The 25,897-nt window shown below is 62.0% G+C and carries 17 protein-coding genes; 5 read left to right on the top strand and 12 right to left on the bottom strand.

Going from position 1 to position 25,897, the window contains the following annotated elements:
- Nucleotides 1-100: 100 nt before the first annotated feature.
- From ggt to sbcB, 3 genes are all read right to left on the bottom strand, one after another.
- Complete coding sequence (gene ggt / locus LVD12_RS08950; protein ID WP_237067354.1) at nt 101-1,819, bottom strand: gamma-glutamyltransferase; 1,719 nt, start codon at nt 1,817-1,819, stop codon at nt 101-103.
- Between the two features lie 205 nt (nt 1,820-2,024).
- Nucleotides 2,025-3,041, bottom strand: coding sequence for an aspartate carbamoyltransferase (locus tag LVD12_RS08945; protein ID WP_237067353.1), 1,017 nt, complete (start codon nt 3,039-3,041; stop codon nt 2,025-2,027).
- A 548-nt stretch (nt 3,042-3,589) separates the two neighbouring features.
- Complete coding sequence (gene sbcB, locus LVD12_RS08940; protein ID WP_237067352.1) at nt 3,590-5,017, bottom strand: exodeoxyribonuclease I; 1,428 nt, start codon at nt 5,015-5,017, stop codon at nt 3,590-3,592.
- Between the two features lie 137 nt (nt 5,018-5,154).
- On the opposite strand from sbcB, the gene argS reads away from it, so the two are divergent.
- Entirely contained in the window at nt 5,155-6,891 is a 1,737-nt protein-coding gene (argS, locus tag LVD12_RS08935) for an arginine--tRNA ligase (RefSeq protein ID WP_237067351.1), read from the top strand.
- A 93-nt stretch (nt 6,892-6,984) separates the two neighbouring features.
- The gene (locus LVD12_RS08930; RefSeq protein WP_237067350.1) at nt 6,985-7,866 is read left to right on the top strand and encodes a dTDP-4-dehydrorhamnose reductase family protein; all 882 of its coding nucleotides are present in this window, start codon (nt 6,985-6,987) and stop codon (nt 7,864-7,866) included.
- Between the two features lie 93 nt (nt 7,867-7,959).
- Here the strand turns inward: LVD12_RS08930 and LVD12_RS08925 are convergent, their stop codons facing one another.
- Nucleotides 7,960-8,262, bottom strand: a complete 303-nt coding sequence (locus LVD12_RS08925) for a hypothetical protein (RefSeq protein ID WP_237067349.1) — start codon at nt 8,260-8,262, stop codon at nt 7,960-7,962.
- Between the two features lie 547 nt (nt 8,263-8,809).
- On the opposite strand from LVD12_RS08925, the gene gcvP reads away from it, so the two are divergent.
- Nucleotides 8,810-11,701: an aminomethyl-transferring glycine dehydrogenase gene (gene gcvP, locus LVD12_RS08920; RefSeq protein WP_237067348.1), complete on the top strand. Its 2,892-nt coding sequence runs from the start codon at nt 8,810-8,812 to the stop codon at nt 11,699-11,701.
- Between the two features lie 69 nt (nt 11,702-11,770).
- On the opposite strand, the gene LVD12_RS08915 is transcribed toward gcvP, so the two are convergent.
- The 8 genes from LVD12_RS08915 to purU form a co-directional block, all read right to left on the bottom strand.
- Entirely contained in the window at nt 11,771-12,991 is a 1,221-nt protein-coding gene (locus LVD12_RS08915; protein ID WP_237067347.1) for an acetyltransferase domain-containing protein, read from the bottom strand.
- A 416-nt stretch (nt 12,992-13,407) separates the two neighbouring features.
- Nucleotides 13,408-16,005: a TonB-dependent receptor plug domain-containing protein gene (locus tag LVD12_RS08910; RefSeq protein ID WP_237067346.1), complete on the bottom strand. Its 2,598-nt coding sequence runs from the start codon at nt 16,003-16,005 to the stop codon at nt 13,408-13,410.
- Nucleotides 16,006-16,324: 319 nt separating this feature from the next.
- Nucleotides 16,325-18,520, bottom strand: coding sequence for an RHS repeat domain-containing protein (locus tag LVD12_RS08905; protein WP_237067345.1), 2,196 nt, complete (start codon nt 18,518-18,520; stop codon nt 16,325-16,327).
- 341 nt (nt 18,521-18,861) lie between these two features.
- Nucleotides 18,862-19,233 (bottom strand): MHYT domain-containing protein, encoded by a 372-nt coding sequence (locus LVD12_RS08900; RefSeq protein WP_237067344.1) that lies wholly within the window; start codon nt 19,231-19,233, stop codon nt 18,862-18,864.
- The gene (locus LVD12_RS08895) at nt 19,203-19,595 is read right to left on the bottom strand and encodes an MHYT domain-containing protein (RefSeq protein ID WP_237067343.1); all 393 of its coding nucleotides are present in this window, start codon (nt 19,593-19,595) and stop codon (nt 19,203-19,205) included. The genes LVD12_RS08900 and LVD12_RS08895 overlap by 31 nt, the downstream gene beginning before the upstream one ends.
- Before the next feature lie 263 nt (nt 19,596-19,858).
- Nucleotides 19,859-20,533, bottom strand: a complete 675-nt coding sequence (locus LVD12_RS08890; protein ID WP_237067342.1) for a DUF1294 domain-containing protein — start codon at nt 20,531-20,533, stop codon at nt 19,859-19,861.
- Nucleotides 20,534-20,995 carry a hypothetical protein gene (locus LVD12_RS08885; RefSeq protein ID WP_237067341.1) on the bottom strand — a complete coding sequence of 154 codons (462 nt, stop codon included), beginning with the start codon at nt 20,993-20,995 and terminating at the stop codon, nt 20,534-20,536.
- A 54-nt stretch (nt 20,996-21,049) separates the two neighbouring features.
- Complete coding sequence (gene purU / locus LVD12_RS08880; protein ID WP_237067340.1) at nt 21,050-21,886, bottom strand: formyltetrahydrofolate deformylase; 837 nt, start codon at nt 21,884-21,886, stop codon at nt 21,050-21,052.
- Nucleotides 21,887-21,998: 112 nt separating this feature from the next.
- Here purU and pepQ point away from each other — a divergent pair, with 112 nt between their 5' ends.
- Nucleotides 21,999-23,309 (top strand): Xaa-Pro dipeptidase, encoded by a 1,311-nt coding sequence (gene pepQ / locus LVD12_RS08875; protein WP_237067339.1) that lies wholly within the window; start codon nt 21,999-22,001, stop codon nt 23,307-23,309.
- 257 nt (nt 23,310-23,566) lie between these two features.
- On the top strand, nt 23,567-25,612 hold the full coding sequence (locus tag LVD12_RS08870) for an amidohydrolase family protein (RefSeq protein ID WP_237067338.1): 2,046 nt from the start codon (nt 23,567-23,569) through the stop codon (nt 25,610-25,612).
- Nucleotides 25,613-25,897: the final 285 nt, after the last annotated feature.

Here is a 25,897-nt window from a genome sequence, read left to right as displayed (position 1 = left end):
CCGGATGCTTGGAGTCCCCTGAAAGCCTGCAACATCGGCGGCTTGTTCAGGGGATCCCTGGAGTTTCCCTGCAGGTTAACAGAAAACCTGCCCGGTCGTATCAACCGCCCGTTTCGGCACCGACGGGCTGCGGTGCTTGCCCGGCTTCCGGCAATGCTTCGCTGGCGAACACACGGGAATCACCCCGGCCACTGGACTGGGACGCGGCCTCGAGCCTGCCATTGCGATTCACGATCACCTGCAGGTCGCCGAAACCCCGCTCATTCAGCTGGTAACCCATCCCCTCCAGGTCATTCACGACCGCGCTGTCCAGGCCAGGCTGGTAGCGAATCTGGTCTTTCGGCCACAGCTGGTGGTGGAAACGCGGCGTGTCGATGGCCCGCTGCGCGTCCATGCCGAACTCGATCACGTTCAGAATCGACTGGTACACGCTGGTAATGATCGTGGTACCGCCGGGGGAACCGGTCACCATACGTATGTCACCGCCTTCCATCACGATGGTCGGGCTCATGGACGACAGCATACGCTTGTGCGGACGGATCTCGTTGGCCTCGCCGCCCATGGCGCCGAAGAAGTTGGCGACGCCGGGCTTGGCACTGAAGTCATCCATCTCGTCGTTCAACAGGAAGCCGGCACCCTCCACCACGACACCGCTGCCGAAGCCCAGGTTGATGGTGGTGGTATTGGAGACGGCGTTGCCCCAACGGTCGACGATGGAGAAATGTGTGGTCTCTTCACTCTCCGGCAAACCGGGAACGATGGCCGGCGTCGGGGAGATCCCTGCCAGGTCCAGCTCGGCACTACGCCTCGCGATATATTCCCCTTCCAGCAACGCGGAAACGGGCACCTGGTGGAAGTCCGGGTCGCCGAGGTATTCCGCCCGGTCGGCGAACACCCGCTTACCCGCTTCTGCCAGCAGGTGCACATATTCCGCGCTGTTGTGTGCCGGCTTCTCACCCAGACGCGCCAGTGCCCGGTCATAGATTTTCAGCCACTGTGCCACCGCGATGCCGCCGGAGCTGGGCGGCGACGCCGAGACGATGCGGTAGCCGCGCCAGTCAACAGCAATGGGCTCGCGCCAGCGCGCTTCATAGGCAGCCAGGTCGGCTTCGGTGATCAGCCCGCGATGGCTGCGCATGAAATCGGCGATCAGTTTGGCAGTCTTGCCGCGGTAGAAACCATCGGCACCTTCATCCCGGATCCGGCGCAGGGTCGCGGCCAGCTCGGGCTGCCGGAACACCGCACCGGCCTCCATGGAACCGAAATAGCGACCAAAGTTGATCGCGGGATCTTTGCCCTCCATGCGCTTGGCATAACTGCGCGCGTAGCGGGCCAGGGGCTCGGGGACCGGGAAACCTTTCTCGGCCAGGTCCACGGCCGGCTGCACCAGTTCGGCCCACTCGAGGGTGCCGTGGCGCTGGTGCGCCTCCCACATGCCGCGCACCGTGCCGGGCACGCCGGAGGCCAGGATGCCGTAGATCGAGGCATCCGGAATCACTTCACCCTGTTCATCCAGGTACATATCGCGGGTGGCAGCGCCGGGCGCCATTTCACGGTAGTCGAGAAAGTACTGCTGACCATCACGGTGGATCAGCATGAAACCACCACCGCCGATATTGCCCGCCTCCGGCAGGGTCACCGCCAGTGCAAACTGGGCCGCAATGGCGGCATCGACGGCGTTGCCGCCCCGCTGCAGAATGGACTCGGCCACCGCGGCGCTGAACGTATCCGGCATGGCCACCGCGGCCTGCTGCTGCGATGCCTTCGCCGGCGTAACCAGCAGGCAAAGCAAGACGATCGGGAACAGAAAACTTCTCACCCCTGACTCCTCAGTTTGTTATTTGCGCCCAAGTTAGCGCCCCACCGGGAAGAGGGCAACGCCAGCGTGCGGCAATGATCAGAGTCGAGTGAAAGGGTTGGGTAACAAGGGAATACGGGGAACCAGGGAACGGTGGAGAGAGCCCACCGAGGCGCCGATCGATCAGGAATCAGCAACGCGACGGTGGGCACAACCAAAGAACAGATCAGATCGGTGTGCGGCGGCTCTGCCAGGTCACCGGGCGAGCGTAGTCGTCCACCTTGTCCTCGACCCCCAGCAGCATGGCAAACAGCGCCATGCGCACCAGCAGGCCGTTATCGGTCTGGCGGAAGATTGCCAGGCTCGGGTGCTCGTTCAGGTCCGTGTCCAGCTCGTTGGCCTCGGCCCGGCTGTCCCGCGGCAGCGGGTGCATGATCACGGTGTTGGGCTGGGCATGGCGGGTGAAGATTTCCCGGTTCAGGCGGAAACGGCCACGGTACAGGTTGGCCTCTTCCTGGGAGGCAAAGCGCTCTTCCTGAATGCGGGTGGAGTAGACGATATCCACGTGGGAGATACTGGACTCCAGCTGGTCGGTGACGTCCACGGTATGACCCACGGCGCGCAGCTGCTCGACCAGCTCTGCCGGCATGGCCAGCTCCGGCGGCGACACAAAGGTCAGGTGCACTTTCTCAAACAGGCACAGGAGCTTGCACAGCGAGTGCACCGTGCGGCCGTGCTTGAGGTCGCCGATCATGGCGATGCGGAAGTCGTCCAGGGTCCGGCCTTTACCGGCGAGTTCCTTGCGGATGGTGTACAGGTCCAGCAGAGCCTGGGTGGGGTGTTCGTTGGCACCGTCACCACCGTTGACCACCGGCACCCGGCTGGCAGCGGCAAACTCGGCCACGGATCCGGCCTGCGGGTGGCGCATGCAGATCACGTCGCTGTAGCCGGACAGGACCCGGGCGGTATCGTACAGGGACTCGCCCTTGGCCATGGCGCTGGCAGTGATACCCACGGTTTCCCGTACGGTCCCACCCAGCAGGTTGAAGGCGGCACCGAAGCTGAGGCGGGTACGGGTGCTCGGTTCCAGGAACATATTGCCGAGGATGGCGCCCTCCAGCACCCGGGTCACTTTCTCCCGGCGCGCATAGGGCCCCATGGTGTCGGCCACCTGGAAGACCCGGTCGATATCGGCCCGCTCGAACTGGCCGACTGAAAGGATGTTGGCTCCGATAAAGTCCATCACTGCTCCAATGACTGCGCCCGCTGGCGCTTGCTTGACCGGGGCGCATTCTACTGGAAAACGGGCCGCGGCCCATCCTGATATTGATGCAGTTTAGGGTGACTTGGGCAGGGGACGGGGTGCCTGGAGGTGCCACTAAGCCAGTTCAGGGCGGCCCTGCCGCCGGGGGCGGGTTTGCGAGACACGCCGTGCATACATCCCTGTAGGCTTGTCTACGAGGTCCCTCTCGCAGACAGTCTCGCAAAACCGCCCCCGGCACCAGGCCCTTAGCTTCGCAACCATCTCCCTTTTCTCCCACTCTAGAGTCAGTGGTTGCGGAAAAGGAAGTCGAGCTCAGAACTTAAGAGCACGGTGTTCGGCGCCCCTCGCAGGACCGTCGGAGGCATGGATGCCGACGCCGAGCTTACATGGACGTATTTACAGCGTGTCCTGCGAGGGGTGCCGGGCATCGGGCTCGCCCCGGGGCCTGACCAGTACCTCCGGCCATAGCCATCAGCAAAAGTGCCAACACCGGGCGCCAACTACTCCAGGTCTCCGCCAGTCGATCGTCAAGCCAACAACCCATCACCCCAAGCTTCCAATTGATCCAGCAGGCCTGACTTGTCAGGGTATTGCTCCCGCAGTGCAGCAATCTGCTCGAAGTAAGGCTCCAGGGTAATGCTGGCCCCGGCAGCCGGGTCCGTCAGCCGGCGGTAGCGCCACTCCTGCCAGCGCTGTTGCTCTTCGGCGGCAAGCGTCTCGGGGAAGTTCCGCGCACGCAGGCGGAACAGCAGTTCCGGCAGGCGGCTGTCAGTGAAGGGGACCGGCGCCGCCAGGGCTTCCGGCCCGCGGCTCTCCAGCGCGCGATGCAGCTGCCGGCACAGATCCCGGTCCGGGTCGGAGAGGAAACCGCTGTACAGGCTCGCCTCCACATCCCGCTGCGGGAAATCCCCGTCCGCGAACACCTGCTGCAGCTTCTGCCGCAGGTCCACATCCCGCAGTGTTTGCCAGTGTCGTTCGCAGGCGGCCTTGTCGATGCCCAGTGCCGCTGCGCGGTTGTCATCGAGCATATTCGGTGGCGCCAGGATCGGGCAGCGGTTCAGGTGTATCAGTTTGAGCCCCGCCGGCAATTCCCCCTCCCCCAGCTTGTCCCGTGCGGTGTAAAGGCGCTCGCGCAAGGCATCCGCCTCCAGGTTCAGGATCGGCTCCGGATCCATGGCGAGGTTGGCGGCGATGATGGCATTGCGGTTCACCGGGTGGGCGCCAAGGGGCAGGATATAGGTGAGATGGCCCTGACTGGCCGGCACCTTGCCCGATACGTGCAACAACGGCTTGCGCGCCTGCAGGTCGATCATCGCCGCCGCCTCGCGCTTGTTGCGCAGGCGAAACACATAATCGTACAGGCGGGGTTGCCGCTCGCGGATCAGGCGGGCCATGTCGATGGTGGCGCGCACGTCGGACAGCGCATCGTGGGCGCCCTCGTGGGCAATGCCGTTGGCCGCGGTCAATTCCTCGAGGCGGAAGGAGGGAACGCCGCCCTCTTTCTCGGGCCACTGGATCCCTTCAGGCCGCAGGGCATAGGTGAGCCGCACCATGTCGATGATATCCCAGCGGCTGTTGCCCGAGCGCCACTCACGCTCGTAAGGGTCGAGCAGGTTGCGGTAGAGGGTATGGCGGGTCACCTCGTCGTCGAAACGCAGGCTGTTGTAGCCCACGCCGCAGGTGCCGGGCGCGCCCAGCTCGTCGAGGATGCGGCGGATAAACTGCAGTTCCGGTACACCCTCGGCCAGCGCCCGCTGGGGGGCGATACCGGTGACCAGGCTCGCCATCGGCTGCGGCAGGCAGTCATCCGCGGGCTTGCAGTAGAGCATCAGCGGTTCACCAACGACGTTCAGGTCCTCGTCGGTGCGGATGCCGGCAAACTGGGATGGCTTGTCAGCGCCCGGGTCGGTGCCCCAGGTCTCGTAATCGTGCCAGTAGAGTGTGGTTGCGCTCACGGGTCCCCCTTTATCGTTGTCGGCATCATACCATCGGCGCCCGCCCTTCACCGGCGCCGCCGGCACCGCGCCGGTTGCAAAGCCCCCGGGGCCCATTAAAATTCCGCGTTTCCACGAATCAAAGCAGCATCGCCCCTATGAACATTCGCCAGCTCCTCTCTGATAAAGTCCAGACCGCCATGATCGCCGCCGGTATCCCCGAGGAGTGCGGTCCTGTGGTCGCCCCGGCCAAGAAGGCGGGCTTCGGCGACTACCAGGCCAACGGCGCCATGGCCGCGGCCAAGCGCATGGGCACCAACCCGCGAGAGCTGGCCGCCAAGATCGTCGAGCAGCTGGACAAGGGCGAGATGATCGAAAAGGCAGAGATCGCCGGCCCCGGCTTTATCAACCTGCACCTGAGCGAGCAGTGGCTGGCAGACCGGCTCGAGGCTGCCGAGCGCGATTCCCGCCTCAATATCTCCGCCGAGGGCGAGCCGCAGACGGTAGTGATCGACTACTCCCACCCGAACTTGGCCAAGGAAATGCACGTCGGCCACCTGCGCTCCACCATCATCGGCGACGCCCTAGCGCGCCTGCTGGAATTCCAGGGCCATAAAGTCGTGCGCCAGAATCACATGGGCGACTGGGGCACCCAGTTCGGCATGCTGCTGGCGCACCTGTCCGACAAGCTGGAAAACAACGATGCCGAGGTGGCGCTGGCCGACCTGGAAGTGTTCTACCGCGAGGCGAAGATCCGCTTCGACGATGAGGAAGGCTTCGACGACCGCGCCCGCGATTACGTGGTGAAGCTGCAGAGCGGCGACCCCGAGTGCCTGAAGCTGTGGCAGCAGTTCATCGATATTTCCATCAGCCACAGTGAAGAGATCTACGACAAGCTCAACGTCACCCTGAAGCGCAGCGATGTCTACGGCGAGAGCCAGTACAACGAGGACCTGCCGGTGCTGGTGGACGAGCTACTGGAGAAAGGCATCGCCGTGCGCGACCAAGGGGCCGTAGTGGTGTTCCTCGAGGAAATGGCCGACAAGGAAGGCAACCCCAGCCCCATGATCATCCAGAAGAAAGGTGGCGGTTACCTCTACTCCACCACCGACCTGGCCGCCATCCGCTACCGCGCCAACCAGCTGCACGCCGATCGCATCCTCTATGTGGTGGACGCGCGCCAGTCCCTGCACCTGCAGCAGGCCTTTACCGCGGCGCGCAAGGCGGGCTTCCTGCCGGAATCCGTTTCCCTGGAGCACTGCGCCTTCGGCACCATGATGGGTGACGACGGCAAGCCGTTCAAAACCCGCACCGGCGGCACCGTGAAACTGGCCGCACTGCTGGATGAGGCCATCGAGCGGGCACAGAAGCTGGTGGCGGAGAAGAACCCGGAGCTGGATGCGGAAGCCTGTGCCGAGATCGGCCGCAAAGTGGGTATCGGCGCGGTGAAGTACGCCGACCTGAGTAAGACCCGCACCAACGACTACGTCTTCAACTGGGATTCCATGCTCAGCTTCGAGGGCAACACCGCTCCCTATCTGCAGTATGCCTATACCCGCGTGCGCAGCATCTTCCGCCGCGCCGGCGTGGAACCCGCCGAATTGACAGGCGCCATCCGCCTGCAGACTGCGGAGGAACGCACCCTGGCCATCAAGCTGTGCCAGTTTGGCGAAGTGCTGCAGCAGGTGGCCCGCGATACCTATCCGCACATCCTGTGCACCTACCTGTACGACCTGGCCAGCGCCTACATGGCCTTCTACGAGGTCTGCCCGGTGCTGAAGGAAGGCGTGAGCGAGGAAGACAGGCAGAGCCGCTTGCGCCTCTGCGACCTGGTGGCCCGTACCCTGGCTACCGGCCTGGACCTGCTCGGTATCGAAGTGATGGAGAAGATGTAAGGGCACGCCGCCCCACCCTGCTGGTGCGGCCTTCGCGGCTGCGCCAGTAACTCCTCCACTGATACCCTCGCCCCCGATGCCGGAGCCCCGCCCATGAATATTCTCGTTACCGGCGCCTCCGGCCTGCTGGGACGCAGCGTCCTCGCCCGCCTCCGCGCCGATTCCCGCTTTACCGTCACCGGCACGGCCTATTCCCGCGCTGGCAATGACCTGTTGTCACTGGATCTCATCGACCCCGGCACTGTGCGGCAAGCTCTCCTCGCGACCAGGCCCGACGTGCTAATCCACTGCGCTGCCGAGCGCTGGCCGGATCGCTGCGCCGCCGCGCCGGAGCAGAGCTGGCAGCTCAATGTCGATGCCACCGCGTCACTGGCCACGCTGTGCCGGGAGGCGGGCACGCAGCTGGTCTACATCTCCACCGACTACGTCTTCGATGGCACCGCCCCGCCCTATGCCGTGGACGCCACACCCAACCCGCTGAACTTCTATGGCCGCAGCAAACTGGCCGGCGAACAGGCGGTGCTGGAGTGTGGCAATCATTGGGTACTGCGGCTGCCGCTGCTGTTCGGCCCAGTGCAGCAACCGGGGGAGTCGGGCGTCACTGCCCTGCTGGAGACGCTGCGGGATCCGACGCCCCGGGCAATCGATCACTGGGCGGTCCGCTTTCCCACCTCCGTGGAGGAGGTGGCGGATGTGCTGGCGCAGTGCCTGGCCATGGGGATGGATGGCGAACAGTTCTCGGGTATCTATCACTGGAGCGGCGACACCGCCTGCACCCGTTACGAACTGGCGCTGAAGATCGCCAACATCGCCGGCCTCGACGCCGGCCACCTGACCCCGGACCCGGCGCCCAGCTTCGAGCAGCCGCGCCCGCGTGACTGCCAGCTGGACAAGTCGCGGCTCACCGCTATGGGGATAGTCGGGAAGGAATCACTGCAACAGCAGCTGGCGCGGGCCATCGCGCCCTTTCTTTGATCACTGTCTCTGATCGCTGCGTTTGCAGGGGTTGCCTCGGGGGGGCTGCCGTTCGCGGGCTGCCTCCCACACGATCACGGCGGGAAGATTTCGTCAGGCGATTTCCGCATTGAGCGCCGAGGGCGGAAAGGGGGGATGCCGCTGGAGGATTGGTATCGCGTCTGGCTCATCGGCCGATTCGCTGGCGAGGAACAGTTCCAGCAGACGCCGCGCGGCGGCCAGCTGGCCATCCTGCAGCACCCAGAGTTCGGAGTACCAGGCCAGGGGGGCGCCATCCTCCTCCGGCACATCGACGGCCGCTTTCTGCATCAGCGCGGAAATGCCCGCCTGTTCCAGAACATTTTGGAGGTGGAAGACCATCAGCTGGTCACTGGCGATGTAGAGTCTTTGCGCCATGGTGAAGAGTCCCGCAATCCCTGCTGGCTATCGGCGTCTGCCCTGCCAATTATCCTTATTCGGCTTCCCGCGAAGACAGCCAACTACAAACACCGCGGGTACCTTTCACCATAGTCCACGGGGGAACCACGCGCAGTTTTCACACCCCATGTCGGGTGAAAAGCCGTGCCACGTGGGCGGCGGCGCCAGGCTGTGACATAAAATCCGGGTATCCCCGTACTTTGAGGACGATTATCACAGCAACCCCGCATTTCCAGCAGTTTCAACGCCAATTACAGCCAGATTGCCCGGCGGGCGTGCGGTTGCTAAGATGCGCGCGGCTCGACCGGGCGCCACGGTCACCGCCGTTTTGGCATTCGGTAGAGCGACACGCCAGGGCCGGTTCCCGGACCCGGCTGCAGGCCCCTCCCGAGTGCGCCCACTGCCCCCTCTGCGGGCATGTCGGAAGGCGGGAATCCCGGGGCGCTCTGCTATTTTTACCCGGTGCCCCAACGCGGCACCGAGCGCAATTCCAGCGACTATTCCCTGCGATACAGGAACGAAGTTTATGACCCAGCCATCTCTTCAGCAGTTGGAACGACACGACGCATTTATTCACCGCCATATCGGCCCGGATGAGGCCCAGGTGAAAGAGATGCTGGAGACCCTCGGTGTCGGCACCCTCGACGAACTGATCGAGAAGACTGTACCCGCATCCATCCGCAAGACCGATGCGCTGGACCTGGCGGACGCCATCAATGAAGAAGAGGCACTGGCAGAGCTGCGCGGCCTGGCCAAGCGCAACAAGATCTACCGCACCTTCATCGGCATGGGCTACCACGACACCATCACGCCCAACGTCATCCTGCGCAATGTGCTGGAAAACCCGGGCTGGTACACCGCCTATACCCCCTACCAGCCGGAAATCGCCCAGGGTCGCCTGGAAGGCCTGCTGAACTTCCAGCAAATGATCATGGACCTGACCGGCATGGAACTGGCCAACGCCTCCATGCTCGACGAAGGCACCGCCGCGGCAGAAGCCATGGCCATGTGCAAGCGCCAGGTGAAGCGCAACAAGTCCAATGTGTTTTTTGTCGACGCCGACTGCCACCCGCAGACCATCGCCGTGGTCAAGACCCGCGCCGAGCACTTCGGCTTTGACGTCGTCGTCGGCGACGTGGAAAAGGACCTGCCTGCCGAGCTGTTCGGCGCCCTGTTCCAGTACCCGGGTTCCACCGGCGTGGTGCGCGACCTGACCGACCTGATTGCCAAAGTGCACGAGGCCAACGGCCTGGTTACCGTCGCCGCCGACCTGATGAGCCTGGTTTCCCTCAAGGCGCCGGGCGAAATGGGCGCTGACGTGGTGGTTGGCTGCAACCAGCGCTTCGGCATCCCCATGGGTTACGGTGGCCCGCACGCCGGTTTCTTCGCCTTCCGCGAGGCCTACAAGCGCGCCGCCCCGGGCCGCATCATCGGCGTATCCGTGGACAGCAAAGGCAAGCGCGCCCTGCGCATGGCCATGCAGACCCGCGAGCAGCACATCCGCCGCGAGAAGGCCAACTCCAACATCTGTACCTCACAGGTACTGCTGGCCGTGATGAGCGCCTTCTATGCCATCTATCACGGCCCCGAGGGGCTGAAGACCATCGCCGCGCGCATCCAGCGCCTGGCGGACATCCTCGCTGCCGGCCTGAAAAAGCAGGGCTTCAACCTGAATCACGACACCTGGTTCGATACCCTCACCGTCGTCGCCGGCGACCAGCGCGATGCCATCTACCAGCGCGCCCTGGATGCAGAGATCAACCTGCGCAAGGTGGGCGAAGACAAGCTGGGCATCAGCCTGCACGAAACCGCCCGCCTCAACGATGTCTCCGACATCCTGACCGTCTTCACCGGCGGTGAGCACGGCATGGACCTGCGCGCGCTGGACAGCGAGATCGCCGCCAAGGGCCCGCAGGGTGTGCCCGCATCCCTGGTGCGTGATACCGAGTTCCTGACCCACCCAGTCTTCAATACCTACCACTCCGAAACGGAGATGCTGCGTTACCTGAAGACCCTGGAGTCCAAGGATATCGCCCTGAACCACTCCATGATCCCGCTGGGCTCCTGCACCATGAAGCTCAACGCCACCGCGGAGATGATCCCGGTGACCTGGCCGGAGTTCGGCAAGCTGCACCCCTTCGCGCCCGCAAACCAGGCCGAGGGCTACGGGGAAATGTTCAGGCAGCTGCAGCAGATGCTGGCCGCCTGTACCGGTTACGACGCCGTGAGCCTGCAGCCCAACGCCGGCTCCCAGGGAGAATACGCCGGCCTCGTTGCCATCAAGAAATACTTCGAGGCCAGGGGCGAGAGCCAGCGCGATATCTGCCTGATCCCCGCCTCTGCCCACGGCACCAACCCGGCATCCGCCATGATGGTGAGCATGAAGGTGGTGGTCGTTGCCTGTGACAACAAGGGCAACGTGGACATGGCCGACCTGAAGGCCAAGGTGGAAGAGCACGGCGACCGCATCGCCGCGCTGATGGTCACCTACCCGTCCACCCACGGCGTGTTCGAGGAAGGCATCCGCGATATCTGCGACCTGATTCACCAGGCCGGCGGACAGGTGTACATCGACGGCGCCAACATGAACGCCCTGATCGGCGTGGCCGCACCGGGCAAGTTCGGCGGCGACGTTTCGCATCTGAACCTGCACAAGACCTTCTGTATTCCCCACGGTGGCGGCGGCCCGGGTATGGGCCCGATCGCCGTGGGCGAACACCTGAAGCCCTACCTGGCGGGCCACCCGGTGACCGGCGTGCCGGAAACCGACCCGGCCAACGGCACCATTTCTGCGGCGCCCTGGGGCTCCGCCAGCATCCTGCCGATCAGCTGGATGTATATCCGCATGATGGGCAAAACCGGCATGAAGCAGGCCACCGAGATGGCGATCCTGAATGCCAACTACGTCGCCAAGCGCCTCTCCGAGCACTATTCCCTGCTCTACACCGGCACCAACGGCTTCATCGCCCACGAGTGCCTGGTGGACCTGCGCCCGCTGAAAGAAGCCAGCGGCATCACCGAGGAAGACATTGCCAAGCGCCTGATGGACTTCGGCTTCCACGCGCCGACCATGTCGTTCCCGGTAGCGGGTACGCTGATGATCGAGCCCACCGAGAGTGAGTCCAAGGAAGAACTGGACCGCTTTATCGAGGCGATGACCATCATCCGCAAGGAAGTGGAAGACGTGGCCAACGGTGTTTACAGTGCGGACGACAACCCGCTGCACAACGCCCCGCACACCCTCGAGGACGTGATGGCCGACCAGTGGCCGCACAACTACTCCCGCGACGTGGCAGGCCGCCCGGCGGAGTGGCTCAAGCACCACAAGGTGTGGCCCGGCTCCAACCGTATCGACAACGTCTACGGCGACCGTAACCTGATCTGCTCCTGCCCGCCGGTAGAGAGCTATATGGACTGAGCCCGGTCCTGAAACGAAAAATGGCGAGCCTTTCGGCTCGCCATTTTTTTTATCTCACTGAAAAGTCTCTTACAGGTAACTCAGCCACCAGTCCTTGCGCCGCGCCTTCACTGCAGCCAGCCAGCGGCAGAAGGGGTACAACAGGGCGACCACAGCCAGCCAGAGCAGGTAGACCACCGGCAGCGGCAACCCGAACCCCTCCGGCAGTGTCCACCAGCCACCGGCTGCCACCTGCCAGCCAAGCCCCTGCCACTCGGCGATCACCAGCGCCAGTGCATGCGCAATGTAAATGTGCAGTATGTAGTACGCGAAGGGAACCCTGCCGAAGGTGTTGATGACTTCTACCAGCGGTCCGCGCAACCGTTCACTCCAGGCCAGCAACAGCAGCCCCGGCCCCAGCGTCATCAGCAGGTACAGCAGCGAAGGCGGATACTTTTCCACATTGAGGAAAGCGACCAGGCTCATGCCAAAGGTCGACTGTGTTTGCCAGGGGACCGGATCACCGTAGAGGTTCCAACCGCGTAACACCAGAAACAGCACCACGCCAGCGACACCAAGGCCAACCAGTACGTTGCGGCGCGTCTCTGCGGGCGCCCGGTACAAGTCCGACAGCAGGTACCCCAGGGGCATCACAGCGAGCCACGGCAGCAGCGGATAAACGACCACCAACGGAACACCGGCAACGCTGGTAAAAATATCCTCGTGTAATCCATACCAGAGCGGCGGGAAACCCTCCTCGGGCATCGGCAAGCGGCCGTCCAGCAGGTTGTGACCGAAGATCATGGCCAGGGCCAGCAGTAATAATGGCAGGCGGGGAAGATGGATAAACGCGGCCATGGAGATCATGCAGAAGCCGATCATCGACAGTGTCGTCAACACCAGCGCGTACCCCTGCGGCTGAATGAAACTCCAGCCAAAGGCCATCACCGTCTGTTCGATGAAAATCAGCCAGAGGCCACGGGTAAACAGGAACAGGCTCAGCTCCGCCGGGGAGCGACTTGCGCGCATAAAGCCAGCACTCATTCCCGCGAGCAGCACGAACAGTGGGGCGCAGAAATGGGTAATCCATCGACTGAAGAAATAGGCCGGGGAGGTTTCATTGAGGTCTTCCGGCGCAAAGCGGGCGGAAGTGGTGAAATCCCGCACATGGTCCAGCGCCATCAGCACCATCACCAGCCCGCGGGCAAAATCCACCGATACCAGCCGACCGGCCCTTACCGCAGGCGCCTCAGTAATTTCCCGCGGCCCGACACCAGACGCCGGATAGGCGCCAGAAGTAACACCCTGCATTGCCATCACCCCCGGGTTGGATAGTTGTATTGGTGAGGGTACTGCCGTGATCGGTTAGCATCGCCCATTTCCCGGCCGACGGCAATGACACGGCACACAGGCACAAAAAAGCCGGCAACCTGTGCCGGCCTCAGGCTGCGGACAAAATCCCGCAGCAAGAGATTAAGACAGAGGGCCACGACCTACATTTCGAAACCGTCGGGTACAGGGATGTACCCGACGGAGCTACAGGGATGTATTTATGCGTTTTCGAAATGCAGGTCGTGGCGCTCTGTCGCCACCGGACCTGCTTAGAAGGAATGGCGGGGTCTATAAACACTCCAAAATGGATGGCGAACCCGCGGGTTCGCCATCCTTCATCTCCCCCGGAAAACCAGTGATGGCCCCGGGGGAGACAGTCGATGGGCGGCTATCCCTTAAAACTCCGCGCTGGCACGCAGATACCAGAAGCCGCCGTTAAACCCGAACGGTGAAGTCAGGGACTGGCGGACACCCAGGAACTGCAGGGTGGGGTCGGCCTCGTCGTCTGGCAGGGTGTCGAAGATGTTTTCACCACCGACAGACACCTTGTAGTTGTCGGCGAGGGTGAAGGTCGCCTCGACATCCACCAGGATCTCGCTGCCATAGCTGGTGGCATCTGAGGCATCACCCGGTCCGAACAGGCCGAAAGTAGACTCCCAGCCGCTGTAGCGGTTAAGACGCAGGTAACCATTGAACAGGTTGCCAGTGTCGTAGTTGAAAGTCAGGGTCGTGCGGTCGCTCGGCACCTGATTCTCCAGGTCGTAAACCCGCGAATCGTTGATGGTGTTCGGGGCCACGCTGCTCACTTCCTGCTGGTTGTGATTGTGGCGCAGGTCCACCACCAGCAGGTTGCCCGCCACTTCGAAGTCGCTGGTCACGGCGATATCGATACCACTCACTTCCGAATCGTAGGCATTGACGAAGAAGTTGGCATTACTGCCCTGCAGCAGGGCCGCATTCTCCACACCGGCACCTTCCAGCAGTGCCACTTCGCCGGCACCAATGGTGTTGTTACGCAGCGCCAGGCGGTCGTCGATGTTGATGCGGTAGTAGTCCAAGGTCACGCTGGTGTTATCGAGCGGGTTGATCACCGCGCCCAGGGTGAAGCTGGTGGACTCTTCCGGGGTCAGCGGCTTGGCACCCAGCGCCAGGGCCACCGGGTTGTCCACCGGATAGGTACCGTTGGGGATCAGGTTGCCGCTGGCATCCGCCGTGGTGGTGACGTTCAGTGTATTCACCTGGCCCGGGGTCGGCGCGCGGAAGCCGGTATTGGCAGTGGCACGCAGGGCGAAGCGCTCGTTAAAGTCGTAGCGACCGGACAGTTTCCAGTCGGAGGTGGAGCCGAACGCATCGTAGTCCTCGAAGCGCAGTGCCGCGCCGACCGTCAGCTTGTCGGTGACGTCAGTTTCCAGGTCCACATAAGCGGCCATGCTCTCACTGCTGAAGCTGCCGGCGGCCTCGGTGGGGAAACCCTGGAAGCCGTCAGAGCCCACACCGAATACGGCAGCGGTCGGACCCACGGCAATGGATGCCTGATCGCCGGCCCCCACCTTGTAGGTTTCATCGCGCCATTCAGCCCCGAAGGCGACGTTCAGCGGCGATGCCAGGCCGGCAAGCTCGATCGGCTGCACGAAATCCGCATTTACGCTGGTCTCTTCCTGGGTCAGAGTGCCCGGGTTGAATGTGGTCGGCGACAGGGCACCGAGGCTCGGGTTGATGGAGTCCTTCAGCACATAGGACACCTCATTCTCCGCGGAGCGGGCGCGCAGGTCCCAGCTCATGCCGGAAGCCAGTTCGCCGCGGGCGCCGAACACCGCGGAGAAGTCAGTGATGTCGGCACCAAACTGTGGGTTGTAACCGCCCGGGAACTGGGTGTAGATCGGGTTGCGCAGTACAAAACCGCTGGCGCTGCTGGCATCTGCCACCAGGTAGTCCGCCGGGTTCAGGCCCTGGGCAGTGATGGAATCGATCAGTGACTGCGGTGCCGGGTCGGGCATGAAGTCGCCGTCGCCATCCGCCTGCAGGGTCGCACGGGCCCCGAATTCATACTGCGGGTCCAGTACCGGGCCGCGGTAGAAGAAGTCGGAGATGGTCTCGTTTTTGGAGTAGCCGACATTACCGTACAGCTCGACGCCATTGTCCAGGTCGTAGCCGGTGTTGACGAAGAGTTTCAGCGCTTCCACGTCCGGGTCACCCCAGCGCTGGCCGAGGCCGTCCAGGGGCACGTTCTCGACGCCCACCACGCTGCCGACAAACTCGGCATCCGGGCGCGCGGCACCACGCCAGGTCTTCTCGGCAGTGGAGTGCTCGATGGTGGTGTTCACAAAGCCCTGGTCACCGAGGGCAAAGCCGGCGTTGGCGGCCAGGCTGGTGCGGGTGCCGTCGCCCTCGAAGTATTCGCCGGTCTGGGCGGAGACACTGACACCCTCGGCATCGTCCTTCAGGATCACGTTCACCACGCCGGCAATGGCGTCGGAACCATACTGGGCAGAAGCGCCATCACGCAGGACTTCCACCCGCTCAATGGCAGCGGAGGGCAGCGCGGCAAAATCCACCGCCTGGGCGCCCTGGTTGACGGTGCCCAGCGGCGCGATCTGCAGGTTCACCAGCGCAGAGCGGTGGCGGCGGGTACCGTTCACCAGTACCAGGGTCTGGTCCGGGGACAGGTTGCGCAGGGTCACCGGGCGGATAAATGCGGTGCCGTCCGCGATCGGGAAGCGCTGGGTATTGAACGAAGGCGCGATCTTGGCCAGGGACTCGGTCAGGTCAAAGCTGGCCTGGTCGGACAGATTCTCACCGCCCAGCACATCGACCGGGGACAGTGTCTCGGTGGGAGACAGGCCCTCCACACGGGTACCGGTGGTGATCACCTCTTCCATGCGACGGTCATCGGCGGCCTGTGACTCGCTGGATTCCTGTGCGAAAGCCGTCACCGGCATTGCCAGCACGGCGGCAACGGCCAGTGACAACGGCTTGAGTGAGTAGGTCTTCATGAGCTCTCATCCTATTATCTTTTGTTGTTGTTCCCCGGGTGCCAGCCAATGCTCCCGTGTTGTGGCTTGCGGCCAGCGATTAGCCGCGGATGACAGGAGCAATACCCCAAGCTGGCTGAGGTCGTGATACGCAGCCTATTGAAATCCACAAAAGGGATCAATTGGCGGACAAAAATCACAAAAAATTAAGAAATGAGGACTTTTGATTGGTAAAATCAATGCGGATTTACGCGCCAATCGAAAGACTGTTTGCGGAAATGCGGCCAAGGGGACGACAGGGATTGTCCTTGCCTGAAGCAGGTGACAGCCAGATGGCCGGTCACCAGCGAATCAGGTCCCGGTCGCCACGCCAGACCGGCCAGAAATTGCGCTCCTCCGACCTCGCCCGGTAGTCACAGGCGTAAGGCAGCGGATAGAACTCCAGGGGTTCCAGCTTGACCACATTACCGTCCGGCCCGGCACCCGGCGGGTAGATTTGCGGGATCTCCGGGTAGCGCCGCAGGCGGAAGCGGTACTCCAGCCCACTGTCCTCGATCACTATCTCATCCCGAGTCTGCCAGAACCAGGTGAGAAGAATTCCCTCCGTGCGGATATCAGAGCGATCGCGCAGGATCACCTCGCCCGTATTGAAAAATTCCAGCGCATACGGGGTTTCGCAATTGATGCTGATGACCTCGAGGCCGCTCAGCCAGCGGAACTCCTCGTCGTTGCGGAGGATGAACTGCAACCGGCGTTCGAACGGCTCTTCGGTCTCAAAATCCGCGCGCAACCGCCGGCGCAGTGCCTGCCTGCTCGGCAATTCTTCATAGGGTGAGAAGGAATAGACCGAGGGTTTTTCTAACCAGAGCAGCGCCGCCCGCCAGTTCTCGCGTCGCAGCTCAAACGCTTTTTCAACTTCCAGCGAGCCATTGTTGCCATCATCGCGGATCACGGAGACCAGGTTGCCGCGTTCGTCATAGCCATAAATAAACGCAACCACATCGGAACTGGGCAAGAGAGGCGCTGAGGCCAGCAGGTTGGTCTGCACCTTGCGGACCAGGCGTCCATCCACATCGTAGGCATAGGCCACCTCGAAGACAGCGGTGCGGATGTCGCCGGCCAATTCGAACCACACTTCGCGCACCAGGCGTTCGTCATCGTCGTAGATGTACTCGCGGGAAAAGTCGATATCGCCGTCCTCCCTCAGGTCGACGGTATAGAGGACGAGATTGCCGCGGATGTCGTACTCCCATTCCACCAGGATGCGGTAGTCGACGAATAAAGCCCCGCTGCGGGTAAACCGCGCTCGTACCAGGTTATCCCGGGAGCCGTAAAAAAAGTCCCAGTGCCCCTCCCCTTCATCACCGATCCGCCGGCGCAAGGAAGACACCCTGCCCGACTCATCAAACTCAATCACCCGCAAAAAATCTCCGGTGCGCGGAGAAAAAATCATTTCCGAGGCGGTGCGGCCGTTCTCCTGAAAGGTGAATTCCGCCAGCAGTTCGTCATCACGCCGCACGCTCTGCAACCGGCCGCGCTCATCCAGCTGGTATTCCACCGTGAACGCCTCTTCAAACACACCATCGCCATCACCATCCCCGGAGTAAGCAATGGAGAAAAAGCGGTCGCCGAAATCGTATGCCCAGTTCCGCACCCGATCGAATGCACCATTGCCGTCTAGATCCTCCCGCAGGCTGATCAGGTTGCCTGCACTGTCGTACTCGAACTCGGCAAACTCGTCATCCACCAGGAAGGCATCGGGTTCGAAGCTCCAGGTGAGGATATTCCCGAAGTCATCGTAAGTGGCAAAGCGGGACACTCGCCGCAGAATCTCGCGATCGGAGTCGGTAATCAGCTCGGTGATATTGCCGTCATCGTCATAGGTGAGACGCTCGAATTCATCGAGGAATTCGTCGACGAAAAAGTCGCGGCTCTTGAACACCGGTACATAGAAACCGCTCACCAGGCCGACGGCCTCGTAATAGGCATCCAGCACCATACCGGTATCGACCACCGCACCGGAGTCGACCAGCCCCAACGCATCGGCTCGGTTGCGGAAGTAAATCAGGGGAATATTGTGGCGGGCAAAATCCAGTGCTTCCGCTTCCAGATCGAACAGGACGTTATCCAGCAGGTCCCGCACCCCGGGATCTAGCTCGATGCCATTTCTCAGGTCCGAGTCCCGGTCGAAAGCCTCCAAAAGGAACAGCGTATTATGGAAGCGATTGAACTCGATCCGCTCACGGGAAAACGGCGCACTGCCGTAGAGAGCACGCAACTGGTTGAAGTTGCGGTAGAGGCGCACATCGGGAAACAGATCGAGAAAGCGCAGACGCTCCTGCGCCCGCACGGCAAAGCCGATGGGGGTATCGCCGAGGAAAAACTGCACGGTCTCTCCCCGGACATAGGAGAACTCCCCCGCCGCACTGGTGATACCCGAGCGGGTTTCCGTGCGATAGGCCAGCCCGGCGATGACAACCTCCGCCAGCACACCGGTCTGGATCGCCGGCGCTGCCGCAGTGCTACTGGTTGCCACGGCAGCGCTGCTCCTGCTGCTGCCACCGCTGCTGCCTCCTCCACATGCGATCAGCGCAAGCAGGCTAATTACCACCAAGCTCCCGCGTAGAAAACCTCTCAAGACGCGACCCTCCATAGCCTCCCTTGAGTGTAACGGTTGTTTTTTAAGCAAAAGAAGGCGGCTACGCCAAAACCTGCCGGAGAGAGGAAGGGGGAAGAAAACAACGTCCAGTCGTTGCGACTGCGGGGGAATTCGCGTCTGCGTGGCGTGAGACCGCTCCGTGGCCAGCATCAAATAAAGAAGTGGACGGCGAAGACAACGCCTCGCCGCCCTCGGGAGCGGGCAGTGAGCACTGCTCCTCAGGTCGGAATAACCGGCCTTTGCCGATACCAGCGCGCAACCCAGACATTGAGCACCAGCACCATGATCGCGATCACCACAGAGGCAGCTCCAAGATATTCACCACCCAGTGCGCCGGCAAACCCTGCAACTGGCGCCTCGAAGGTCATCTTGTAAGTCGCGGCCGCCATCCCGGTGTAATGCATGCCACAGACTGCCACCCCCATGATCAGGGCACTGCCGAATTTCTGCCAGCGCCCGCGCATCTGGAAGGCCATCCACAGCGCTGCACCGGCGGCGACCACCGCAATCACGACCGAGATAATGATGATGTTCAGGTCGTATCGGATCTCCGCAGGCATCAGCATGGCCGCCATGCCGCCGTAGTGCATGCCCGCCACGCCGGCCCCATGAACACCGAGGCCGGCAACAGTTTGTCGAAATTGAATTGGCCGGTACCCGCAATCGCGAGACCCAGCGTGCAGGCCGCCACCGCAATGACGACCGATCCCAGGGTACCGAGGATGTCGTAGGCCATCGGCATATCGGTCTCAAGTGCCAGCATGCCGATAAAGTGCATGGACCAGATCGCCGCACCGCCCATCACCACTCCGGCGAGCAGGATAGCCCGGCGTCGGTCAGCGCCGGTCACCGCCTCCGGAATTGCCGTGACCAGTTGCAGCGCAGCAAATGAGCCCAGAACGGAAACAACATAGGAGAGGCCCACCAGAAGCGGGTTGTACTGGTCCAACATCGATTCAGCTACCTTTTATCATTTGAAATCTCAGGGCCCCATATAAACATGTGCGGCCCAAACCACGTCTGCTGACTACGTCAGCGCAGGTGATGCGGATCAAGAGTTTCTTCGAAAGATGTTTCCCTCAAGGCAGCGGGAGGGCATCCACTAAGCGGGTGAACAGAACGGCGTGGGTGGGGAGAGCGGCGTGGGTGGAGAGAGCGGCGGTAAGCATGGGGTCGGTCACGGAAAGTAAACATCACTCCCCGCACACCGGCTCCCTATAGCTCGCGGGCAATAGACTCCAGGAGTTGCATCAGGCCATCATCCAATTGATGGGCCAGGCCCCTCCCTTCCGGCGTGAGTGCATAGGCTAGGGCTGCCAGGTTCAGGACTACCGTCAGCCAGTAGACAACGCGAAAGGAAGTCTTGCTGGACTTGTGGCGCAGGTAGCTCTGGCCGAGGGCCGCCCCGGGCCAGCCACCGCAAAGCGACAGCAGGTGCAGGGTCTGCTCCGGGGTGCGCCAGTGCCCCCGCTGGGCTGCGCGCTTATCCCGCAGGTAGAGCAACAGGGTGAACAGGCTGAGGACCCCGTAGAGGCATAGAGTGGACCAGGGCAAACGACCGGCCAGCGACAGCCCCGCCAGTACAACGAAAAAAGCAGCGACGATCCACCAAGCACGGCGGCGCTGGCGCCCGCTGCGGTTCAGGCTGGGCTGGTAGCTGGCGGGGCGGGCGCTCTTCGCCCTCGGCCGGCCACGCGCATCCACGCCCGGGTGAAACCTCACAGCCATGCCCTGTTGCGGTCGCGGCGACCTGCGCTCGAAGGCACTGATATGCAGGAACACCCGCGGACCATCGCCATCCGGCTGGATAAAGCCGAAACCGCGATCATCGTCCCAGCTGCTGATCCTGCCGCGCTGTTCCAACGGGGAGCCGTCCGTTACCGCGGCCACCTAGCGTCTGGCACCATCCCGGCATTCACCGCGCACTTCACCGCCGCCCACAAACAGGGTCCGCTCCAGCTCGAAAAAGCCGTCACGGCAGAAACCGGTCTCCGTCAGTTTCTGGTTCAGGGCGCGGTTGAACGCCATTTCATCCACCTGCGGTCCGCGCGGGCGCTGGCCGGTACGCAGCATGGTCTGCTGTTGCATGCGGGCGCGATTGATATCTTCCCGCGTTACCGGGCGGGGCACATCGGCGCGCCGCATTTCCAGCGAATAGGTAAAGCGCTTGGCACCATTGGCAGCCACTTCGGTGTGAAAAGTCTCGGAAAGCCCCGGGATGGGAGCAGATGGTTCACTGGCACAACCCGCCAGCAATAACGTCGGCAAAGTGATAGCGAGCAGGCCGCGGCCGAAACACAGATGGCCGGAAAAGAATTGGCCGAAAAAAGTTAGGCGCTGGATTTTTATCATTGTTTTCTCCCGATGCTCTTTTTGAACCCGCCTGTTTCTCAGGCTGCTGCCGCGCTATTTGAATACCACGGTCTTGTTGCCGTGGATAAATACCCGCTCCTGCAGTACCAGTTGCAAGGCACGACTCAACACGGATTTTTCCACATCGCGCCCCGCCGCGGCCATGCCCTCTGCAGAATAACCGTGGTTCACCGGGATCACATCCTGTTCGATGATCGGCCCCTCATCCAGATCGTCGGTCACGAAATGGGCCGTGGCACCGATGATCTTGACCCCGCGCTCGTAGGCCTGCTGGTAAGGGCGGGCGCCGATAAACGCTGGCAGGAATGAGTGGTGGATATTGATGATACGCCCACTGTAGTGGGCCACAAATGCCGGGGTCAGCACCCGCATGTATTTGGCCAGCACCAGGTAATCCGGTGCGAACTGGTCCACCAGCGTCATCACCTGTTCCTCGTGCTGCTCGCGGGTCAGTCCCTCCGCCGGCAGGTGGTGGAATGGGATATCGAATTTCTCCACCAGCGGTCCCAGGTCGCCGTGGTTGCCGATCACTGCGGCAATCTCCACGTCCAGGGCACCGGAAAAGCATTGCATCAGGATATCGCCCAGGCAGTGGGCCTCCCTGGTGACCAGTAATACCAGGCGCTTTTTACCGCTGGGTACCAGCCGGCGCTCGGCACCTTTGGGCAGCACCATGTCCAGGTCTTCCAGCAGGGTCTGGTCGTTGAAGTTGCCCTCCAGCGCAGTGCGCATGAAGAAGCGCCCCTGCTCGCGATCGACGAACTCATCGTTCTTGGTGATATTCAGCTGGTGCTTGTAACAGATGTAAGTGATCTTCGCGATCAGCCCCTGGGCGTCCGGGCAATCTGTCAGCAGTATCTTCTTTTCCATGGCAAAAATTCAGGCCAAATGACTGGGAGTTGTGGATTACCAGACTATACACTAACCGGATTGACTGATTCACACCGCCTCGCCGCGCGAGAGCAACTGATTGAGGAAATCCATGGACAAGCACCTCTATTCCGAACATCTCGCCACACTCAAGAGCCGCTATGACGACATTCTCGAGCAGTGCGGTTTCGAGACGCTCAACGTGTATAGCGGCAAGCCCAGGGTCCAGTTCCTCGACGACAATTACTACCCGTTCCGGGTCAACCCGCAGTTCAAAGCGCTGGTGCCGGTTACCGACAACCCGCACAGCTGGGTGATCTACCGCCGCGGGCACAAGCCCAAACTGCTGTTCTACCGCCCGGTGGATTTCTGGCACTACGTGCCGCCCGCCCCGCAGACCTTCTGGAGCGACGAGTACGACATCGAACTGCTGAGCAAGCCCGCCGATGCCAGGCAGTTCCTGAGCGCGGAAAATGCCGCCTTTATCGGTGAGACCGACGGCCTGGATGACTGGCCACTGGGCACCCCCAACCCGGAAGAACTGCTGAACCGGCTGCACTGGGCGCGCGCCTACAAGAGCCCGTACGAGATGGCCTGCCTGCGCGAGGCCAACCGTATCGCGGTGAAGGCCCACCGCGCCGCCGAAGCCGCCTTCCGCGACGGTGCCAGCGAGTTCGAGATCAACCTCGCCTATATGAAGGCCGCCGGCCAGGGCGAAAACCAGATGCCCTACGGCAATATCGTCGGCCTGAACGAGCACGCCGCCATCCTGCATTACACCCACCTCAACACCGAGCGCCTGCCGGAAACGGAACGCCGCAGCTTCCTGATCGACGCCGGTGCCGACTGCAATGGCTACTGTGCAGACATCACCCGCACCTACGCCTACCGCGATGGTGAATACGCGGAACTGGTGGCGGCCATGGACGAGAAAGAACAGGAGCTGGTAGCCGGCCTCAAACCCGGCCTGCCCTATCCGGACCTGCACCTGGCGTGCCACCACAAGGTGGGAGAATTGCTGAACCGCTTCGGCGTGATCAAGTCTTCCGCCGAGAGCGCAGTGGAAAGCGGCCTGACCCGACCCTTCATGCCCCACGGCCTGGGGCATTTCCTCGGCCTGCAGGTGCACGACGTGGGCGGTCACCAGACCGCGCCGGAGGGCGGTATCATCCCGCCGCCGGAACAGTATCCGTTCCTGCGCACCTCACGTACCATCGAGGCGGACCAGGTCTTCACCATTGAGCCAGGGCTCTATTTCATTGACAGCCTGCTGGCGGACCTGAAAGACAGCGACCTGGCCAATGAGGTGCACTGGGACAAGGTCGAGACCCTGCGCCCCTTCGGCGGCGTGCGGATCGAAGACGACGTGATCGTGCACAAGGACCACGTCGAAAATATGACCCGCGACTGCTACGCGCAGTAACCCTACCGATTGCACCGGCTTCTCACCTCACAAACGGGAAGCCGGTTACACACTTGCCTGCCGGCCACGCTGCATAACCCGAACCTCACTCACCGCATCGCTGCTCAGCGTCCGAATCTGGAATCACTGGCGGCCAAATCACTGTTTACGTTGTAAATGGTGCCAAAGTATCCAGGTGTCACCAGATGCCATTGTCGCCCCCTCAAAAAATCCTCAGGATTGTTCGGCTAAAAACCGATACATAAAAGGTAACCACCATGAAGTTCCTGAATTTCGCTGTGGTACTCACTTCCGCCCTGCTTCTTTGGGCGTCCAAACTCTCCGCTGAAACCATCGAATACGTCTTCTACGATCCAGAAGGTGTCGCCGGACACGAGGTGATCACTCGCGAGGACAATCGCGTTTCCGGAACATTAGAGTTGGGCTGGAACAACCGGCGCATCAAGATGACTGAGGAGTTTGAGCTTGGCCCCAAGGGTATTCCCACATTTATCCATATAAAGGGTATAAGTCCCGGCGGGGCACCGGTGGAGGAGACCTTCACCCTCGCCGATGGGCTGGCTGAATGGAAAGGCAGCGATGAACGGGGTAGTGCCAAGTCCTCCGCATCCCGGTTTTTTGTCCCCAAGAACCCTACCATCGCCATGAAAGCCCAGCTGGCCAAGGCGCTGCTGGCGAGCCCCGGGCATACGCTCAAGCTGCTACCCCAGGGGCAGGCACAGCTGGAGCAGCTGGACAAGCGCACCGTTAAACAGGGGGACATGGAAAAGACCATCTACCTGTATGGCGTCAGCGGGCTCGACTTCACCCCCTTTCTCGCCTGGTACGATGAAGAAGGAGACCTGTTCGCCTCACATGACATAGCTTTTTTCGCCATATTGCGAAAGGGCTGGGACAAGTCCCACCTGCAACCACTGAAAGAGCGGGAGATGCAGGCCGGCAACGAATACCTGCAATCACTGGCGAGCAAACATACCCACCAGTCTGAAACCCCGATACTGATCAATAACGTCAACATCGTCGACGTTGAACAGGGTGAGCTGCTTCGCGATCGCCACCTGTTGATCGAAGACGGAAAGATCACCCGTATCAGCTTGCAGCCGATTCGCTTTCCCGGTGTTACCCGTATCAATGCGCGCGGCATGACCCTGATGCCGGGATTGTGGGACATGCACGGCCATATGAGCCCCGAGCACGGCCTGCTCAACATGGCCGCCGGCGTCATCAGCGTGCGTGACATCGGCAATGCGCATGAAAAAATCATGCGCACAGAAGAACTGTTCGATTCAGGAAAGGTAATCGGCGGCCCGATCTATCGGGCCGGGTTTATCGATCGCGATAGTGAAAATGCGATGCGGCTGGGCAAAACGGTCAAGAGTCTGGAGGAAGCCAAAGCCGCTGCAGACTGGTATGCCGACCGCGGCTATATGCAGATCAAAACCTACAGTTCCATGGAACCGGAGTGGATCGCGCCCCTTGCCGAGCATGTCCACAAGCGCGGTATGCGCCTGAGCGGCCATATCCCGGCGTTCATGACCGCCGAGGAGGCGGTGGATGCGGGCTTCGACGAAATCCAGCATATCAATATGCTGTTCCTCAACTTCATGGGGTCCATCGATACCCGCAAGAAATTGCGTTTTACCGAAGTCGGAGAGCACGGTCACGAGATCGACCTGGATAGCGCGGAGGTCGCCGCGTTTCTGGATAAGCTGGCGGAGAAGGGCACGGTGGTCGATGCCACGGTGACTGTATTCCGCTCTCTGCTTCAGGGCAAGGCCGGCCAGCTGGACCCGGAATACCAGGCCGTGGCCGACCATCTGCCGGTCGATGCCCGCCGCAACCTGGTCGGCAGCTGGCTGAATATCGAGCCAGAGCACCGAGAGAACTACAACAACAGTTCCGCCGCCCTGCTCAACATGCTGCGCAAACTTCATGAGCACAACGTACCCATGGTCGCCGGCACCGATGGCCTGCCCGGCTTCACCCTGCTGCGGGAGCTGGAGCTCTATGCCGAGGCCGGGATCCCCAATGCCGATGTCCTGCGCACCGCTACCATCGAACCAGCCAAAGTAGTCGGCGCGCTCGGTGAAAGCGGCACCGTGGACGTGGGCAAGAAAGCCCACCTGGTGTTACTCGACGGCAACCCACTGGAAGACATCACCGCCCTGCGCCGTTCGGTACTGGTGATCGAGGGACAAAACCTGTATCGCCCCGATGAGCTCTACCAGGCCGTAGGCATCAAGCCGTTTATCGAATCCGTGCCTTTCCGGCTGAATGGTTCGGCGGATGTAGCAACCAACTGACGCTGCGGATAAACCGCTCACAACGTTTCACCCCCAAACGGCCGCGCCAATAGCGCGGCCGTTTTTAATGGATAACACGGCGCCAAGGCGCCTTCCCTGTGGGTCAATCAAAAAACGATTGCTCACTTCGGCGTCCCCGCCTCCGTGTCCGGATCAAGTCCGGGATGACGACAGTGGATGTTGGGACGCACTGATCTCGGGCATCCCCCTTCCGTCATGCCGGCGCAGGCCGGCATCCATCGACCACTGAGCCTCGCAACCACTCCGCAACTGGACCCCGGATCA

The sequence above is a fragment of the Microbulbifer guangxiensis genome (genome assembly GCF_021729075.1).
GTDB lineage: Bacteria > Pseudomonadota > Gammaproteobacteria > Pseudomonadales > Cellvibrionaceae > Microbulbifer > Microbulbifer guangxiensis.
Note: the sequence above shows the minus strand (reverse complement) of the source record. Positions and strands in the feature narration are given on the sequence as shown.

Excerpts from the sequence above, each read along its gene's own strand:
- argS (WP_237067351.1), top strand. The coding sequence starts at position 5,155 with ATGAACATTCGCCAGCTCCTCTCTGATAAAGTCCAGACCGCCATGATC.
- LVD12_RS08870 (WP_237067338.1), top strand. The coding sequence starts at position 23,567 with ATGAAGTTCCTGAATTTCGCTGTGGTACTCACTTCCGCCCTGCTTCTT.
- LVD12_RS08900 (WP_237067344.1), bottom strand. The coding sequence starts at position 19,233 with ATGCACTACGGCGGCATGGCGGCCATGCTGATGCCTGCGGAGATCCGA.
- LVD12_RS08910 (WP_237067346.1), bottom strand. The coding sequence starts at position 16,005 with ATGAAGACCTACTCACTCAAGCCGTTGTCACTGGCCGTTGCCGCCGTG.
- gcvP (WP_237067348.1), top strand. The coding sequence starts at position 8,810 with ATGACCCAGCCATCTCTTCAGCAGTTGGAACGACACGACGCATTTATT.
- LVD12_RS08915 (WP_237067347.1), bottom strand. The coding sequence starts at position 12,991 with ATGCAGGGTGTTACTTCTGGCGCCTATCCGGCGTCTGGTGTCGGGCCG.
- purU (WP_237067340.1), bottom strand. The coding sequence starts at position 21,886 with ATGGAAAAGAAGATACTGCTGACAGATTGCCCGGACGCCCAGGGGCTG.
- LVD12_RS08930 (WP_237067350.1), top strand. The coding sequence starts at position 6,985 with ATGAATATTCTCGTTACCGGCGCCTCCGGCCTGCTGGGACGCAGCGTC.
- pepQ (WP_237067339.1), top strand. The coding sequence starts at position 21,999 with ATGGACAAGCACCTCTATTCCGAACATCTCGCCACACTCAAGAGCCGC.
- LVD12_RS08885 (WP_237067341.1), bottom strand. The coding sequence starts at position 20,995 with ATGATAAAAATCCAGCGCCTAACTTTTTTCGGCCAATTCTTTTCCGGC.
- LVD12_RS08925 (WP_237067349.1), bottom strand. The coding sequence starts at position 8,262 with ATGGCGCAAAGACTCTACATCGCCAGTGACCAGCTGATGGTCTTCCAC.
- LVD12_RS08895 (WP_237067343.1), bottom strand. The coding sequence starts at position 19,595 with ATGTTGGACCAGTACAACCCGCTTCTGGTGGGCCTCTCCTATGTTGTT.
- LVD12_RS08945 (WP_237067353.1), bottom strand. The coding sequence starts at position 3,041 with ATGGACTTTATCGGAGCCAACATCCTTTCAGTCGGCCAGTTCGAGCGG.